This is a genomic window from Hafnia alvei (assembly GCF_900095695.1).
Classification (GTDB): Bacteria; Pseudomonadota; Gammaproteobacteria; order Enterobacterales; family Enterobacteriaceae; genus Hafnia; species Hafnia alvei_B.
The window spans coordinates 40,710-55,162 of the sequence record NZ_FMIQ01000072.1; the positions used below are offsets into that span (position 1 = coordinate 40,710).

At 45.9% G+C, this 14,453-nt stretch carries 12 protein-coding genes and 4 tRNA genes; 8 read left to right on the top strand and 8 right to left on the bottom strand.

Annotated elements, in window-relative coordinates; translation table 11 throughout:
- Positions 1–185 precede the first annotated feature (185 nt).
- Both gndA and tmaR read left to right on the top strand, forming a co-directional pair.
- Entirely contained in the window at positions 186–1,598 is a 1,413-nt protein-coding gene (gene gndA, locus BN1044_RS19780) for an NADP-dependent phosphogluconate dehydrogenase (protein WP_072310121.1), read from the top strand.
- Between the two features lie 252 nt (positions 1,599–1,850).
- Positions 1,851–2,174 (top strand): PTS system regulator TmaR, encoded by a 324-nt coding sequence (tmaR, locus tag BN1044_RS19785; RefSeq protein ID WP_025798203.1) that lies wholly within the window; start codon positions 1,851–1,853, stop codon positions 2,172–2,174.
- Positions 2,175–2,364: 190 nt separating this feature from the next.
- Here tmaR and BN1044_RS19790 read toward each other — a convergent pair.
- The 4 genes from BN1044_RS19790 to BN1044_RS19805 all read right to left on the bottom strand — a co-directional run bounded on the left by BN1044_RS19790 (position 2,365) and on the right by BN1044_RS19805 (position 4,122).
- A tRNA-Asn gene (locus BN1044_RS19790) sits at positions 2,365–2,440 on the bottom strand.
- Between the two features lie 574 nt (positions 2,441–3,014).
- A tRNA-Asn gene (locus BN1044_RS19795) sits at positions 3,015–3,090 on the bottom strand.
- A gap of 286 nt (positions 3,091–3,376) precedes the next feature.
- Positions 3,377–3,452: transfer RNA gene (locus BN1044_RS19800), tRNA-Asn, on the bottom strand.
- Between the two features lie 594 nt (positions 3,453–4,046).
- Positions 4,047–4,122: transfer RNA gene (locus tag BN1044_RS19805), tRNA-Asn, on the bottom strand.
- 175 nt (positions 4,123–4,297) lie between these two features.
- Between BN1044_RS19805 and BN1044_RS19810 the strand changes: the two genes are divergently transcribed.
- The 5 genes from BN1044_RS19810 (at position 4,298) to BN1044_RS19830 (ending at position 7,473) form a co-directional block, all read left to right on the top strand.
- A complete protein-coding gene (locus BN1044_RS19810) occupies positions 4,298–4,744 on the top strand; it encodes a PPC domain-containing DNA-binding protein (protein ID WP_072310122.1) in 447 nt (148 codons plus the stop codon).
- Complete coding sequence (locus BN1044_RS19815; RefSeq protein ID WP_072310123.1) at positions 4,741–5,322, top strand: ECF transporter S component; 582 nt, start codon at positions 4,741–4,743, stop codon at positions 5,320–5,322. The genes BN1044_RS19810 and BN1044_RS19815 overlap by 4 nt, the downstream gene beginning before the upstream one ends.
- A gap of 95 nt (positions 5,323–5,417) precedes the next feature.
- Positions 5,418–6,044 (top strand): energy-coupling factor transporter transmembrane component T, encoded by a 627-nt coding sequence (locus BN1044_RS19820; protein ID WP_254663942.1) that lies wholly within the window; start codon positions 5,418–5,420, stop codon positions 6,042–6,044.
- Complete coding sequence (locus BN1044_RS19825; protein WP_247650302.1) at positions 6,014–6,826, top strand: energy-coupling factor ABC transporter ATP-binding protein; 813 nt, start codon at positions 6,014–6,016, stop codon at positions 6,824–6,826. The genes BN1044_RS19820 and BN1044_RS19825 overlap by 31 nt, the downstream gene beginning before the upstream one ends.
- Positions 6,820–7,473, top strand: coding sequence for an ABC transporter ATP-binding protein (locus tag BN1044_RS19830; protein WP_072310125.1), 654 nt, complete (start codon positions 6,820–6,822; stop codon positions 7,471–7,473). The genes BN1044_RS19825 and BN1044_RS19830 overlap by 7 nt, the downstream gene beginning before the upstream one ends.
- On the opposite strand, the gene mtfA is transcribed toward BN1044_RS19830, so the two are convergent.
- The 4 genes from mtfA to BN1044_RS19850 all read right to left on the bottom strand — a co-directional run bounded on the left by mtfA (position 7,466) and on the right by BN1044_RS19850 (position 13,145).
- The gene (mtfA, locus tag BN1044_RS19835) at positions 7,466–8,260 is read right to left on the bottom strand and encodes a DgsA anti-repressor MtfA (RefSeq protein WP_072310126.1); all 795 of its coding nucleotides are present in this window, start codon (positions 8,258–8,260) and stop codon (positions 7,466–7,468) included. The two genes, BN1044_RS19830 and mtfA, sit on opposite strands and share 8 nt — an antisense overlap.
- A 162-nt stretch (positions 8,261–8,422) precedes the next feature.
- Positions 8,423–10,591, bottom strand: a complete 2,169-nt coding sequence (locus tag BN1044_RS19840; protein ID WP_168780260.1) for a sensor domain-containing phosphodiesterase — start codon at positions 10,589–10,591, stop codon at positions 8,423–8,425.
- Positions 10,592–11,046: 455 nt separating this feature from the next.
- Positions 11,047–12,681: a phosphoethanolamine transferase gene (locus BN1044_RS19845; RefSeq protein ID WP_072310128.1), complete on the bottom strand. Its 1,635-nt coding sequence runs from the start codon at positions 12,679–12,681 to the stop codon at positions 11,047–11,049.
- Positions 12,682–12,962: 281 nt separating this feature from the next.
- Complete coding sequence (locus BN1044_RS19850) at positions 12,963–13,145, bottom strand: YodC family protein (protein WP_072310129.1); 183 nt, start codon at positions 13,143–13,145, stop codon at positions 12,963–12,965.
- Positions 13,146–13,588: 443 nt separating this feature from the next.
- Between BN1044_RS19850 and efeU the strand changes: the two genes are divergently transcribed.
- The gene (gene efeU, locus BN1044_RS19855) at positions 13,589–14,434 is read left to right on the top strand and encodes an iron uptake transporter permease EfeU (RefSeq protein WP_072310130.1); all 846 of its coding nucleotides are present in this window, start codon (positions 13,589–13,591) and stop codon (positions 14,432–14,434) included.
- Positions 14,435–14,453: the final 19 nt, after the last annotated feature.

Consider the following 14,453-nt stretch of genomic DNA (forward strand, 5'->3'; position numbering starts at 1 on the left):
TTGCGGGCTTTTTTTATATTTTAAACTCCCAGTTTTAGCAAACGTATGCGTACACCTTCTGAACGCTTGAAACATCTATCGCATCAATCGCTATCCCATTAACTGCAAGCTGAGTTAACATAGCTGCCACACATGTGCTGTGAGGAGAGTCCTCGCAGGTATCATCCCTTAGACAGGAGTTTCCAATGTCCAAACAACAGATCGGCGTTGTCGGTATGGCAGTGATGGGGCGTAACCTCGCGCTCAACATCGAAAGCCGCGGTTATACCGTATCCATCTTTAACCGTTCCACGGACAAGACCGACGAAGTCGTTGCTGAGAACCCGGGCAAGAATTTAGTACCTTATTACACGGTACAGGAATTCGTTGAATCCCTTGAGAAGCCTCGTCGTATCCTGTTGATGGTGAAGGCTGGTGAAGCTACTGATAAGACTATCGATTCCCTGAAGCCTTATCTGGAAAAAGGCGATATTCTGATCGATGGCGGCAATACCTTCTTCCAAGACACTATTCGCCGTAACCGCGAACTGTCTGCTGAAGGTTTTAACTTCATTGGTACCGGTGTTTCCGGTGGTGAAGAAGGCGCGCTGAAAGGCCCATCTATCATGCCTGGTGGCCAGAAACATGCCTATGAACTGGTTGCTCCTATCCTGAAGAAAATTGCTGCGGTTGCAGAAGACGGCGAGGCGTGCGTAACCTACATCGGTTCTGATGGTGCTGGTCACTATGTGAAAATGGTCCACAACGGTATCGAATACGGTGATATGCAGCTGATTGCTGAAGCCTATTCTCTGCTGAAACATGGCCTGAATCTGTCTAATGACGAGCTGGCAACGACCTTTACCGAATGGAATAAAGGCGAACTGAACAGCTACCTGATCGACATCACTAAAGATATCTTCACCAAAAAAGATGAAGAGGGTAAATATCTGGTAGATGTGATCTTGGACGAAGCGGCTAACAAAGGCACCGGTAAATGGACCAGCCAGAGCTCTCTGGATTTGGGCGAACCACTGTCTCTGATTACGGAATCCGTGTTTGCACGCTATATCTCTTCACTGAAAGATCAGCGCGTTGCGGCATCTAAAGTGTTGTCTGGTCCGAAGGCTCAGGTCTTTAGCGGTGACAAAGCAGAATTCGTTGAGAAAGTTCGTCGTGCGCTGTACCTCGGCAAAATCGTTTCTTACGCGCAGGGCTTCTCTCAGCTGCGTGCTGCATCAGAGGAATACAGCTGGGATCTGAACTACGGCGAGATTGCTAAGATTTTCCGCGCCGGCTGTATTATTCGTGCACAGTTCCTGCAGAAAATCACTGACGCTTATGCTCAGGATGCCTCAATTGCAAACCTGCTGCTGGCTCCGTACTTCAAGAAAATTGCTGATGAGTACCAGCAAGCGCTGCGTGACGTGGTGTCTTACGCTGTACAGAATGGTATCCCAACGCCTACGTTCTCTGCGGCGATTTCCTACTACGATAGCTATCGCTCAGCAGTGTTGCCGGCTAACCTGATTCAGGCTCAGCGTGATTACTTTGGAGCGCACACCTATAAGCGCACTGATAAAGAAGGTGTATTCCACACTGAGTGGCTGCAAGACTAACATTCGGCGTCATTGAACGTAGAAATCAAGATCCGGGCTTGCCCGGATTTTTTTCGCCCCAAATTGACTCGTTTGCGCGAAATTTCAGCATTTAGTCATCTTTATTCACTATTTGAGGTGTTTTTATCATGTTGCCGGATGGCTAAACTGGGTAATATAAGAATAGTGAGAGGCTATACCTCGAAGCCGTGAAACGGTATCTTGTTAGTCACAGCCTGATTTGAAGTTTTCTACTTAAGCAAAGGTATCAAGATGGAAAATGTGAATAAGCCGACTTTCCAAAACGTTCTGGAATTTGTGCGTATGTTCCGCCGTAAAAACAAGCTGCAGCGCGAAATCGTGGATAACGAGAAAAAAATCCGTGATAACCAGAAACGCGTATTGCTGTTAGACAACCTGAGCGAATACATCAAGCCAGGTATGAGTGTTGAAGCGATTCAGGCGATTATTGCCGACATGCGTGGCAACTACGAAGATCGTGTTGATGACTACATCATCAAGAACGCCGATCTGTCTAAAGAGCGTCGTGAGCTTTCTAAAAAGCTTAAAGCGCTGGGCGAAGGCGAAGCTAAGTAAGATCCCTATCCCACAGGCAGGGCATCTCGCTCTGCCTGCACTTCAAATGCAAATTCTTGCTTCACCTTCCAATCAAGTTAAACAAATTTCGCTAGCGGTTAAATCTTAATATGCGTATGGGGCAGCTCGAAAAACCCAAGGGATAAAAAGCAAAAAACCCGCTTAGTTTCCTAAGCAGGTTTCTCAAATTTGGCTCCTCTGACTGGACTCGAACCAGTGACATACGGATTAACAGTCCGCCGTTCTACCGACTGAACTACAGAGGAATCGTTTGAACGAGGCGAATATTAGCGAGCTTACCCAATCTTGTAAAGCCCAAAAGCGATTATCCGAGTTGATTGCTTAGCAAATCAGCAAAATGCCGCTTTTTTAACAAGTTATCGCAAAAACATCCACTCTGTGGTTCTGGTTATAGCATGGTTGAACTATTCAATATGCCTGCCGCTGGTATCTAGTAGACGCCATGCAGCGATAGTGCCTCAACATGTTCACCCAACATCAACCGCTGAGCTTCATGCAAGCACCGGCGCTTTAAACTAAAGGGCAGGGCTAAAAGAAGCGATCTTACTGAAATAGTGATGGCTGGGGGAGCCCGACATGTGCGAGGCTGGCAAGTTGCTCAATCTCTAGTGGGATAAGAAAATTATCTCGTCGCTAACTGATAGATTTCGCCACTCGCTGGCTGTGGGAGTCTTTGCTCACTAGAGCGAGTTAGCATTGCCCATCTCTTCAATGAGTAGGCAATAGTGAATCGACACTCTATGTCTTATGCACAATGAGATTTAAAGTCTAGAAATGAAAAACGCCTCGCATTTCTTTCGAAGTGCAAGGCGTTGAATTTGGCTCCTCTGACTGGACTCGAACCAGTGACATACGGATTAACAGTCCGCCGTTCTACCGACTGAACTACAGAGGAATCGTGTGAACGAGGCGCATAATAGCGAGGGAGTATTCCACTGTAAAGTGTTAAACATAAAATGTGATTTGTTTGATTGATTTATCGTCATCATGTTGATTTTTTAGGATTACATGGATGATTTACCACCATTTGTGAGTTTGTAAGTATCTGAGACGTAAAACCGACGAAAGTAGAAGCATACAGGATGAAAAAACGAGTAGCTCAACAAATATCAATAGATTGCATAGCTGAATGCAAACAGCAAAAAGCCCGCTTAAGTTTCCTTAAGCAGGCTTCTCAAATTTGGCTCCTCTGACTGGACTCGAACCAGTGACATACGGATTAACAGTCCGCCGTTCTACCGACTGAACTACAGAGGAATCGTTTGAACGAGGCAGATAATAGCGGCCTCTCACGAGGCTGTAAAGCCTAAATTACTATTTTTGCACTGTTCGCTTATCTTCTAAGCATAATGATGAGTTTTTGTCTTAATCTCATTTTAGTTTTGTTGCAGAGCACGATCCTTTGTTCGCACAAATAGCCCTCTCTGCGGGAAATGCCTTCTCAGGCGTTCTCAACATCACTTTGATTAAGTTACGTCAGCGAGGTGAATAGCGCACAAGCATTGCAAGAAATAATTCAACGGTAACGTTCAAGCATGAAATCCGACTGAAGGTTGCCAAATGGCTACTATCCTCACCCAAGCATATTCGTCCGAAAGCTTTCCATTCACACTTTCATTTAATGCCCAAACCGATTTCACCGCATTAGCCGACTACTGCGAGCGCTTCGCTAATGGAATGCTATTTTCTGGGTGAAAGGTAGGCGCTGTGTTACTGCCTTGAAGATTGCCTGAACCTGTTATCGAACCTGATTGACCCCAAATCTGACCACCAAATTCTTTCGGTATACGCAGACGGCATACGCAGAAAAGCAAAAAGCCCGCTTAGTTTCCTAAGCAGGCTTCTTAAATATGGCTCCTCTGACTGGACTCGAACCAGTGACATACGGATTAACAGTCCGCCGTTCTACCGACTGAACTACAGAGGAATCGTTTGAACGGGGCAGATATTAGCGAGCGTGGAGGTGACTGTCAACGGCTAATTAAAATAGTGAGACTGATTGCTGATTAAGTGCACAAAAAGCTAAAACTTTGTTCTTTATCGCAAAGTAACCCTTTTATTTTTCTTACTATTGTGCGGTTGAATCACATACTGGAATACTTATGCGTGCTAAGGATTTAGTCTCATCGAGCCAGTTCTACCCCCTCAGACTTCTGCCGGGAACAGAGTTAATTGCCGAGTTAAGGCAGTTTATTGCCACACATCACATCAAAGCAGGCTGGATCGCCTCCGTGGTTGGAAGCCTTTCAACCGTTTCGCTTCGATACGCCGGGTGCGAACGCACTAGCTTAATTGAAGGAACATTTGAAGTTATCGCCCTAGGCGGGACTCTGGATAGCCAATTCGAACATCTGCATATGTCGGTTGCCGATGAAACCGGTCGGATGTTCGGTGGCCATGTTATGCCTGGAAATATTGTTAGAACCACGCTAGAGCTCATCATTGGTGAGTTGTGTGATGTCGATTTTTCACGTCAGGATTGTGTTTTATCCGGCTACGAAGAATTAGCTATCACGCCCCGCAGCGCTCTTAAGGACGAGAATAAATGAAAGAGAAATACCAGTTTTCTAGTCGTAGCTTAGTTCTGATCGTCATTTGTGTTGCGATTAATATGATCGCAGGGCAGATGATTTCTATGCTTAAACTCCCCCTTTTTTTAGATTCGATTGGCACCGTACTATGCGCAGTGCTGGCGGGACCTTGGGTTGCGTTATTTACGGGGCTAGTGACTAATTTGCTCTGGGGACTTCTAACCGGTCCGATTGCAGCTGCTTTTGCGCCTGTTTCCATGGTCATTGGCTGCGTAGCTGGTGTGATGGCGCGAGCGGGGTGGTTTAAATCGTTTGGCCGCGTCGTGATTACCGGCGTGGTAATCACGCTGTGCTTAACGGTAGTGGCGGTGCCTATTCGGACTTATCTGTTTGGCGGTGCGACAGGAAGTGGCGCTGACTTCGTGGTGGCCTATTTACATGCTGTCGGTGAAGGGTTGCAAGAGTCCGTGGCTTTCACCGTTGTCGGCGTTAATCTTATAGATAAAATTCTAACGGTGCTGATTGTATGGGGGCTTCTGCGTCGCATGCCTGAGCGCACGCGCCATAATTTCCCGCATATGGCACCGATTCGTTAATGCATCCTTTTACATGGCTAGCGCTCTGGTTTTGGTATTCCGTCAGCGCGCTATTTTTACCTCTGCCAATTCTTGTTGGATGGGGCTTGTTGCCTGTGGCAATTATTATAATCTGGCCTGCGGCACGCTGGCGTATCAAAGTGGTGATGGCCTTTATGATCCCCATGGGAATAGGGCTGTGGCTCGTTCACAGCCACTGGCTCCAGTCGCTGTTTTCTCATAGTGACAAAATCAGTTTTACCGTTCCCATATTTGCCATTGCACTGTGGTTACGTCTGCTCGTTTTCTTTGCAGCCGCTCAACTGTGGCTGCAAACAGTCTCAACTCAGCGCTTTGTTGCTGCTTTATTATCTAGTCGCTTACCTGTCGGCATCGCTTATTTGTGCGCTGGCCCTCTACTGCTAAAAGAGCAACTTAAACAGCAATTAGCCGCGATTAAAGAAGCACAAAGCGCGCGTGGCGTGAGTTTTGATGGCACCCTTATTCAGCGATTGAAAACGATCGTACCGTTGCTTTCACCTCTACTACTGCAAAGTCTCAATGATTTAACCACGCGAAGTGCTGGGTTAGATGCGCGGGCATTTCGTCTCTATCCACATCGCACCGTTCTTAAACCCATCTTCGAACATCGCTGGGAGCCATTTTTGCGCGCTGTTTTACTCTGTTGTTTGCTGGTTGAAGGAGGTGCGTTTTGGCTTTATCACTCGATATCGATCGGTTAGTGGTGGATGTGCATGGCGTTTTTCAGCTAGGGCCAATAATCCTGACGCTGGAAGAAGGGCACTGGCTTGCCATTCTCGGTGGGAATGGTTCAGGAAAAAGCCTGCTGGCTAAATTTTTGGTTGGAGCCCTTGAAGAAAACGCATTGCGGCATATTCAAGGCCAGGGCGAGGTGTTGGGTTGCAACATTTTGCACGAGCATGAAGTGAAATATACCCGCCAATGGGTTCAGCAGTCGCCCTATTTACAGTTTTCCGGTTGTTGTTTTACCGTTGAAGACGAAATTGCATTTGGGCCACAGAATTTAGCGCTGCCTGCCGCTGAAATAATGACGCGAGTTGAAACTGCCCTGACGCGTTTCAATTGCCTGCACCTGCGCTTACGCAACCCCCAGACGCTATCGGGAGGTGAAGCGCAGCGGGTATTACTCGCCTGTGCTCTGGTCATGCATCCAAAATTATTAGTACTGGATCAGGCGTTGGGGCGATTAAGCCAAGAGGCGACCTATCAAGCGCTTGATGCTATTCAATGCTATACGCAAGAGCTGCAGTGCTCGGTGGTTATGCTTGAACATCGTCTTTTCCCTGCGGCAGATTATTGCCCGCAGCGTGTACTGCTGAAAGAAGGAAGTACGAGCTTTTTTGATGAGATCCTTCCGTCGTCATTAGTGCAACAAGTCGTATTACCTGAACAATTGAAAACGGCGCTGCTGCAAGAAACTCAGAATCTTAATGATGTCACACTGGTGTTTTCTCCTTTTATGCGAGGCTGTCAGCCATGCTAAACATAGAAAATATGGGGTTTAGCTGGGAGGCAGAAAAGGACTGCCTTCAAGGCGTAAATCTGCATATCAAACGTGGTGAGCAATGGGTGATTACCGGAGAAAACGGTGCCGGAAAATCGACGCTTCTGCGACTGGCAGCGGGTTTGCTCAAACCGAGTCGTGGGAGTGTCTATTTGGACGGCGTAGATCTTGCACAGATGAAATCGCTAGAAAAAGCCGCCCAGATTGGTTTTCTGTTTCAGGAAGTTGAACGCCAGTTGTTCCATAGTTCAGTACTCGATGAAATCCGGTTTGGGCTACGATTACAGCGTTTGCCATCGGCACTGATTGAGGCGCGAGCACAGAATGCCCTCGAGACATGTGGGCTAATTGCCGTTGCGAATAAACACCCGCTCGATTTACACAGTGGACAGCGCCGTATGGTCGCCGTTGCGTGCCTATGTGCTATGCAGTCGCCCTTACTACTTTTAGACGAGCCGAGCCGAGATTTTGATCCGTATTGGATGGGGGTTTTTGACGCTTGGTTGAAGAAACGGCGTGAGCAAGGAACAACTGTGTTAGCGATAAGTCACGATCCTGAATTTTCCCAACGACACTTCAAACGCACTATTTTGGTCAATGAGGGAACCGCGCGAATCGCTATCTAGCATTCATGGCAGACAGATCGCTTGCCTGCGCGTGCTGCTGCCGAGCAAGTGGATCTTGTTGATAGAATTTAACAAAATGCGCATACATGGCGGGAAAACGCCCGTAGAGCAGTTCAGGTGCGCTAAAAAAGTATTCAGAAAGCACGGCAAAGCATTCTGCCGGTTCGCTTGCTGCATAAGCATCAAGGCTGGTGGCCGCCTCACCGACAACGTCGACTTCATCTTGAATGGAGTTCATGGCCGCCTGTAGGTCATATTCCCACTGCGCAACATCTTTAAGCGCAATCGGCGGAATGCCGGTAGCGACGCCGGCGTTACGCATGTCGAGCTTATGTGCCGTCTCATGAATGATAAGGTTGTAGCCAGACAGGTCGAAAGAGTCTTTCACATCCATCAAATTCAAGATAACCGGTCCCTGCGCCGAACATTGTCCTGCTTGCACCATTGGGCCGGTATGAACTAAGCCGATGTCATCTTGCCATTCTTCATGAAAAATAAAAGGCTCTGGATAGAGCAGAATTTCATGAAACCCATCAAGCCAGTCAATGCCAAGTTCGAGTACCGGCAGTGAAAAGAGTAAAGCGATACGAGCCTCAAACAGAGGAGAAAGGCACAGGTCTTGTAATGGGACGATGCGTTTCACCTGCAAGAACTTCGAGGCAATCAGCGTGAGTTTATGCGATTCGGCGGGTGTGAGCGTTGCAAGCAGAGGAATAGCTAACGCGTCTTCCCAGGGATAATTGGCAAGAGGGCGATTCTCACCTGCGTTCCAAGGCCACTTAATCATTAGAATGCTCGCAACATGATGGGTTATTCACCACTGTTTTATCATGAAAAAGCGTAAGGATAAAACAGTAAACTCAGCGCGTAGATAATCATTTTTTTTCCAATGAGTCTGTGATTAAGCCCACGCTTGTTGCTCGCTTGCATAAATAAATCAATACGTTGGCTACGCGAGAACTAAAGGCTCCGGTTTACCTAAAAGGTATCCCTGCAGATACTCTACGCCCAATGTAATTAATACATCGCGCTGTTCTGGTGTTTCCACATATTCCGCGACGACTTTTAGCTTCATCTCACCGGCAATTTCGCAGATAGATTTAATGATCATCTGATCAACGCGGTTACTAGTAATGTTTTTGACGAAGTAACCATCGATTTTGATGATGTCGGCATTCAACTTTTTTAATCGTTCGTAGTTGGCAAATCCAGTGCCAAAGTCGTCAATGGCAATTTGAAAATGATAGTCGCGTAGCGTGCTGATGCAGTGGTGGGCAGCGGCCGCATTGATGAAGCCTTGCTCTTCGGTTACTTCAAAAACAACGGCGGAAGGGGGGACTTGGTGCTGCTCAAATATAGCAATAATGCGCTCGGCAATCCCGTGCTGCATTAACGATAGAGGCATCAGATTAACGGAGAAACATATTTCTTCCGTATCTAGGTTTTGCGCTCGTATGTATTTGACTACGTTCTCTACCATCAGCAGATCGAAGCGTGGGCTAAGGTTAAATTCTGCGATCAAAGGAATAAATTTATCTGGCGTAATAATGTCATTGTTATCTTTTAGGCGCGCTAAAATCTCGTAATAGCGGGTACCATTTTTATGCTCAATCGGCTGAGCATGCAGCACGATGTTATTTTCATTAAGGGCATTTTTGATTTTTTGCAGCAATACGACCCGGTCTGACACCTGACTCGCGACGACCTGATTCCCCTCATTGAGGCATAGCAGGCGATCCTCTTGGCAGGCTTTTTCACACAGATAACTTAGCTGGCCAATACAGCGGTGAAGGTTATCTGCCTCTCGATTGAATTCGCCATAAGATAAACCATAGTGCAGTTCGACCTGAATATTGTTCCAGCTTAGCGGATATTCCTTAAGCTTCTGGCGGAGTGCATTTAAGCGGGGAATATTCTCGTATTCGCTACCGCACAGAAAAATGAGCAAATCGCAGCTAGGCAATTGATATACATGCTCACCGCTGCCCAGATGGTTATTGATTATGGTAGCAATGCTTTGTTTACAATGGATCCGCATGCGAAGTCCATAATGGCGACTCAGTAGCTCAAGACTTGAAAGATGTAGATGACATAGCACGCCCTTCGGATGAGCGCGGACATGGTGCTCAAGCGCACGCAAATTGGGTAGCTTCGTCATGGGATCGGTTAATGCCATTAGCGCGTAGACTTTCTGCATCCAGTCACTTTTCTTAAACATCATCGACAGATAAAAAATAGAAACGGTGAAGGCGATAAATACCGAGGAGATAAAGGTCAGCTCAAAGGCATTATTGGCGATGTGTAAAAAGCTTTTGCTGTAGGTCAGTAGCATAAGGGCGGTAAACGACCACAGCATAATAATCAAACGGGTGCTCAAACGTTTGATGCCGTAGTTGAAATGAACAAATATGGCTGGGGCAACAAACCCTGAAAACAATACGGTGTTGAAGGGTAGGCAAAATATAATCAAGAATAGAGCAAGTAACGCGAACCAACAGATATTGATTAGGCGACCTTCATTGCTCACGGCCGACTTTAGGTCAAATAAGAAAAAGGTTCGGGCATAGCGCCAATTTAGCAACATTCTTATGCCGTAATAGAATATAACGCTAAAAATAACCGCTGCGATGATCAGATTTTGAATATTAATTAGCGTATAGATATCAGCACTCAGACTAAAGTAGCGCTCGAGCGTTGGGGGTGCATCAATGAGCGTGCCGGAAGCCACAATCATGACTTTCATCCAGAAGGGGGCTATTAATCCCAACCAAAATAGACGGACGCCGATCCCTTTATTGCCGATGTTATAGCGCCAGCGTTTGCCCAAAATCATCTCAACGATCCATGAACAGCCAGCCAGAGGGATGACGATACTCAAGGTCATCACCACTGCCGATGAGGGCGTGAAGAAGGGGATCATCAGATAGCTGATACAGTACGCGGCCGTCAGCGGAATTAATACGTTTCGCCCAAACAGCAGGATCATTGCCGTCGCCAAACTGACGGGTAAATAGGCTAAATGAACATTCTCGTAATAGATAACGGCATGCGGAGAGATACTGCGAGCGATGGGGAAAAAAAGCAGAGTGACAATAAACGCCGTTATTTGTTTTCTCAAGTCTGATCTGAATTTAAAAGCCATCGCGAGTTCGCATTAGTCGGTTAGAGTTAATGTAAGAATATAATTTCACCGCATACATTAAAACGTGTGGGAGAATGATATCTGTAGATTACAGTAGAGCTGTATATTCTCTGAATGCCTTAATTGTTACATTTATTATCTATTTTTTCAATTAAACTAATAATTTACAATATAAAAACAAATTTGAAGTGAGGGAGTATTCATTCACTCTGGTATTCAGCGGAAGAAATTATTCCGCTGGAGATTAATTGCTTATAGTGGCGAGGGTATTATGGCGGAAGTTTTATTGCCGGATTTTTCTCTGCTCATTTAACAGCAGAGATGTGGTGTATTTGTTATGAGTAATTTAATTCAAATAGAAAAGCCACGATGTATCCGTGGCTCTGCTAATGGCTCAAATTGTGATAACAATCATCTTATTCATGGTGTCATCACGGTTTGACTGTCCGGCAGGTTTTAAGGATATCCAAACTAGGATCGTATTCCTTGGTTTGAACATTCATCATTGCCAGCATGGTATGGAACAGGTTGTCGTGTGAATAGTCGTTCGTCTTGGCAAGCTTGGCGACACAATCACGATCTATCCCATTGGCCTGAACAAAACCATCCGATAGCCACATTTCCATTGGGACTTTTGTTTGCTCATCGGGTGCAAACTTATAAGGCGTGCCATGCAAATACAGACCGTCTTCGCCTAACGATTCACCGTGATCAGACACATAATACAGTGCGACGTTATAGTCTTTTTCATATCCCTTAAGCCGTTGAATGAACTGGCTGACAACATAATCGGTATACCTGATGGTGTTATCATAGGTATTGACTAATTCCTGTTGGGTGCAGTTTTCAATATCGCTGCGCTGGCAGTCCGGTACAAAGAAACGAAACTCTTTAGGATAGCGTTTGTAGTAGGTTGGACCATGGCTGCCGATAAGATGAAAGGCTAGCGTTTTATTTTTCCCGTCATTCGGAATAAGTTTATCCAAATCGTTTAATAGCACGGCGTCGTAGCAGGTTTCTCCATCGCAAAGATTTTTGTCGCTATTCGTTGGCACTATCTGTGTCGGAATGCGATCGCAGGCGCCTTTGCAGCCTTCATCATTGTCTTTCCAGTAAGTAGACACGCCTGCTTTTTGCAGGATATCCATCAATCCTTCGCTGTTGCGCGCAATGTTATTGTCAAAGTGCGTACGTGGCATATTCGAGAACATACAAGGCACCGAAACGGCGGTCGCTGTGCCGCATGAGCTGACCTTAGAGAAATAAATCAGATCGGGTTCTTGGCTGGTATAGGGATTGGTTGGGCGCGCATATCCCTGAAGCTGCTGGTTTTGATGGCGAGCGGTTTCACCCACGATTAAAAAGACCAGCGTTGGTTTGCTGCCCGTTTTTTGCACTAGTTTTGCATCGTCACCGATCTTACGGAACGGAATCGGCTTGGTCATATAGCGGCGATTTATGTATTGCGAAGCGCTATAGAGATAGTTAGTTGGCACAATCTCCAAATTTAGCGTGCGGTTATTACGCCCAACGGAGGCGTAGTCTTGGTAATAGAGGCTAGCGACCAAGGCAATAATTAAAAGCGAGACCAGCATAGAAACTAAACGCAGCCCAAAGCGGGCGAGAAAACCGTGCGCATAGATAATCTGTGTTCGCATTAATATCACGCAGGGCAGAATGCCGGTGAACAGCACCCACAATACCACCGAGAAATTATAGTAAGACGAGGCTTCAGCGGGGTTGGTTTCAAAAATATTTTCAATCATTGAACGATCGAAAATGATCTCGTATTTCAATTGCGCATAGCTAGCAAAGGCGCTAACCACCAGAATGAGGCAAAAGAAAGGCTTGAAAATTGGCTTAAACGTGAACGGTGTAAAAACAAAGTTCAGCGCGGCAATCAGCACCAGTGGAATTGAAAATGCAAAGCCGAGCTTATAGTTATCTAACGAAGTCAGTATCCGATAAAAATGCAGTAGAATCGGTAGGTTAACTACGAGAGTGAAGTAAACTGCCAAAATAATGGTCAGTGATAAAAAACTGACTCTCAACGCCTTTCGCTGCAAGGTAAACGCTCCCCAAAAACCGTTAAATGACCATGTTTGATGAAATAGTGGCCAAGAATTAAGCGTAATAAATAAAACCGCTTTATTGTGGGGCAGATTAGCGAGCCAAACTTAAGATAGCCTTAAGCCATCAAGGCTTAAAATGATGAAAGCTCAGTGAGTAAAAATCGCGGAATGCCACCAAAGTGAATAATATTTTTTGATAAAAAAACGCCGCTTTGATTATCAATGCGGCGTTAAATCATTGGTGTGGTGTGGTGAGATGAAGATATCAGCGATATTTAGCAAACGCCAAAATCACCGTCTTCTTGGTAGAGCGCCAGATGGGAAGCCGCTATATTTTCCTGTTTTTCGTTTCCTAGTTCATTCCAAGAACAGGTAATATCATCGCCACTCACCGCGACAACCGTCATACGCGGGCCGCCGCTGGTTTTTTGTACGCTATCACCCACTGAAAAACTCATGCTTCTCTCCTCAATAAATCGGGTTAAATAACAAACAGAATCCGTTTATCTTATTGAATGTTCAGATATTCAAATAAAGTATGCTTTATAAAATAGACCAAGCTAGCCCAGATAAATAGTGAAAAGAACCGATGCCTATGGTGATAAAAATTGAATAACTCTTCGTGAATAACTCTCCGTGAATAACTCTCCGATAGTGTGGATGCCTATTTCTTCACTCGAATAATTTTTCTGATGCCACAAAAAATTTTACTTTAAAAACTCATTGCTTTGTTTTTAAGAGTTATTTTCATTTCAAATACCAGAAAGTAACAACTGGCCACACTTTAATTCACAAATAATATGAGGTGAACGCTTGTTTTTTTATTAACCGTAATGATAATCGGTATCATTATTCTTACGGTTCTTTACATGCGCAACCTGCGCAGGCAAGAGAGAAAAACATGTTTGTTCCATTCCTCATCATGTTCCGCGAAGGCCTTGAGGCAGCGCTGATCGTCAGCCTTATCGCCAGTTATTTAAAGAGAACTCAGCGTTCGCAGTGGTTGGGCGTTGTCTGGATTGGTGTAATCCTCGCCGCTGCGCTCTGTTTGGGATTGGGTATCTTCATCAATGAAACTACCGGCGAATTCCCGCAAAAGCAGCAAGAACTGTTCGAAGGACTGGTTGCCGTGGTCGCGGTATGCATTCTGACCTACATGGTGTTCTGGATGCGCAAAGTTTCCCGCTCGGTAAAAACACATCTCGAAGGGGCGATTGATAACGCACTCAGCGCAGGTAAAGGGCAGGGTTGGGCGCTGGTGGCGATGGTGTTTTTTGCCGTGGCGCGAGAGGGGCTAGAGTCGGTCTTCTTCCTATTGGCGGCATTCCAGCAAGACGTTGGCATTCAGGCGCCCATCGGCGCGGTGTTGGGGCTGGTCTGCGCCATTCTCGTTGGCATGATGATCTATTGGGGTGGAGTGAAACTGCACTTGGCTAAGTTCTTTAAATGGACCAGCCTCTTCATTCTGTTTGTTGCTGCAGGCCTCGCCGCAGGCGCTATCCGCGCTTTCCATGAGGCTGGGCTATGGAATTATCTGCAAGATATCGCCTTCAATCTCACCGACGTGCTTTCAACCCATTCACTGTTAGGAACCTTTTTAGAAGGCATTTTAGGCTATCAAGAAGCTCCTTCGGTGAGCGAAGTGTTGGTCTATTTCCTGTATCTGATCCCCGCACTGATTTTCTTCTTCATGCCACAGCGCGCAGATGTTGCGGCGGTGAACGGTAAAGCGGGTCATTCACGTTAATGAGTTTTCAATACTATTA